Source organism: Pseudonocardia xinjiangensis (assembly GCF_012911925.1).
Classification (GTDB): domain Bacteria; phylum Actinomycetota; class Actinomycetes; order Mycobacteriales; family Pseudonocardiaceae; genus Pseudonocardia; species Pseudonocardia xinjiangensis.
On the sequence record NZ_JAAXKY010000286.1, the window covers coordinates 1 to 2,157 of the forward strand.

Annotated in this window: 1 rRNA gene; it reads right to left on the minus strand. The window is 57.5% G+C overall.

Annotated features, from left to right (window positions below):
* A 23S ribosomal RNA gene (locus HF577_RS37030) occupies positions 1-2,082 on the minus strand; the annotation flags it as partial.
* Positions 2,083-2,157: the final 75 nt, after the last annotated feature.

Genomic DNA, 2,157 nt, shown 5'->3' on the forward strand with positions numbered 1-2,157 from the left:
AAGGGACTAACAGGTCCTCTTAACGTTCCAGCACCGGGCAGGCGTCAGTCCGTATACATCGTCTTGCGACTTCGCACGGACCTGTGTTTTTAGTAAACAGTCGCTTGGGCCTGGTCTCTGCGGCCGCCCAGCCCTAGCCCGCGAAGGGCTTCAAACCAGACGGCCCTCCTTCTCCCGAAGTTACGGAGGTATTTTGCCGAGTTCCTTAACCACAGTTCACTCGATCGCCTTGGTATTCTCTACCTGACCACCTGTGTCGGTTTAGGGTACGGGCCACAACAGCACTCGCTAGAGGCTTTTCTCGGCAGCATGGGATCATCCTACTTCGCCTCAATCGGCTACGCGTCACCTCTCACCCTTTAATGACATCCGGATTTGCCTAGATGTCGGGCTACAGGCTTACACCAGTACTACCATTCACTGGCGGGACTACCCTCCTGCGTCACCCCATCGCTTGCCTACTACCGGATCGGGCCCCACGCTCCCCCAACAAACCAACCCGAAGGCCAGTAAGCGGGTTCGGATGGTTAGCATCACCGGCCTCAGCACGGACGCACTGTCACGGGCACGGGAATATCAACCCGTTGTCCATCGACTACGCCTGTCGGCCTCGCCTTAGGTCCCGGCTCACCCTGGGCGGATTAACCTGGCCCAGGAACCCTTGGTCATTCGGCGGCAGAGGTTCTCACTCTGCATTCGCTACTCATGCCTGCATTCTCACTCGCACACCCTCCACGACTCGATCACTCGGCCGCTTCACCGGATGCACGACGCTCCCCTACCCAACACCACGACTACACCCACACCCGAAAGCATGGGCGGATCTCATGTGGCATTGCCACGGCTTCGGCGGTGCGCTTGAGCCCCGCTACATTGTCGGCGCAGGACCACTTGACCAGTGAGCTATTACGCACTCTTTAAAGGGTGGCTGCTTCTAAGCCAACCTCCTGGTTGTCTGGGCGATCCCACATCCTTTCCCACTTAGCGCACGCTTAGGGGCCTTAGCCGGTGATCTGGGCTGTTTCCCTCTCGACTACGAAGCTTATCCCCCGCAGTCTCACTGCCGCGCTAGAAATACCGGCATTCGGAGTTTGGTTGAGTTCAGTAAGATTTTGGTCCCCCTAGCCCATCCAGTGCTCTACCTCCGGCATCCACCACACGACGCTGCACCTAAATGCATTTCGGGGAGAACCAGCTATCACGGAGTTTGATTGGCCTTTCACCCCTACCCACAGCTCATCCCCCAGGTTTTCAACCCTGGTGGGTTCGGGCCTCCACGACGTCTTACCGTCGCTTCACCCTGGCCATGGGTAGATCACTCCGCTTCGGGTCTATACCCCGCGACTCACACGCCCTATTCGGACTCGCTTTCGCTACGGCTACCCCACACGGGTTAACCTCGCCACGAAGCATAACTCGCAGGCTCATTCTTCAAAAGGCACGCCATCACCCCGAAAGGCTCTGACGGCTTGTAGGCACACGGTTTCAGGTACTATTTCACTCCCCTCCCGGGGTACTTTTCATCTTTCCCTCACGGTACTAGTCCGCTATCGGTCATCAGGGAGTATTTAGGCTTACCGGGTGGTCCCGGCAGATTCACAGCAAATTCCACGAGCTCGCTGCTACTCGGGAACACAGTCCAAACCGCATGCAGTGTTTTCACGTACGGGGCTCTCACCCACTCCGGCGACCCTTTCCAGAAGTCTTCCGCTAACACCACACCACGACCTCGCAGACCCGGCAGGATCCACACGACCACGTCCCACAACACCCACACTGCAACGCCTGCCGGCTTGACACAGCATAGGTTTAGCCTCATCCGCTTTCGCTCGCCACTACTCACGGAATCACGGTTGTTTTCTCTTCCTGTGGGTACTGAGATGTTTCACTTCCCCACGTTCCCTCCGACAGCCTATGTATTCAGCTGCCGGTAACACCCCATGACGGGTGCTGGGTTTCCCCATTCGGACACCCTCGGATCACAGCTCGGTTGACAGCTCCCCGAGGCCTATCGCGGCCTCCCACGTCCTTCATCGGCTCCTGATGCCTAGACATCCACCATGTGCCCTTAAACACTTGTTCACAACAAGATGCTCGCATCCACTATGCAACACTCAACACACAACCACACCCCAACCCACCAATAACCACCACCAC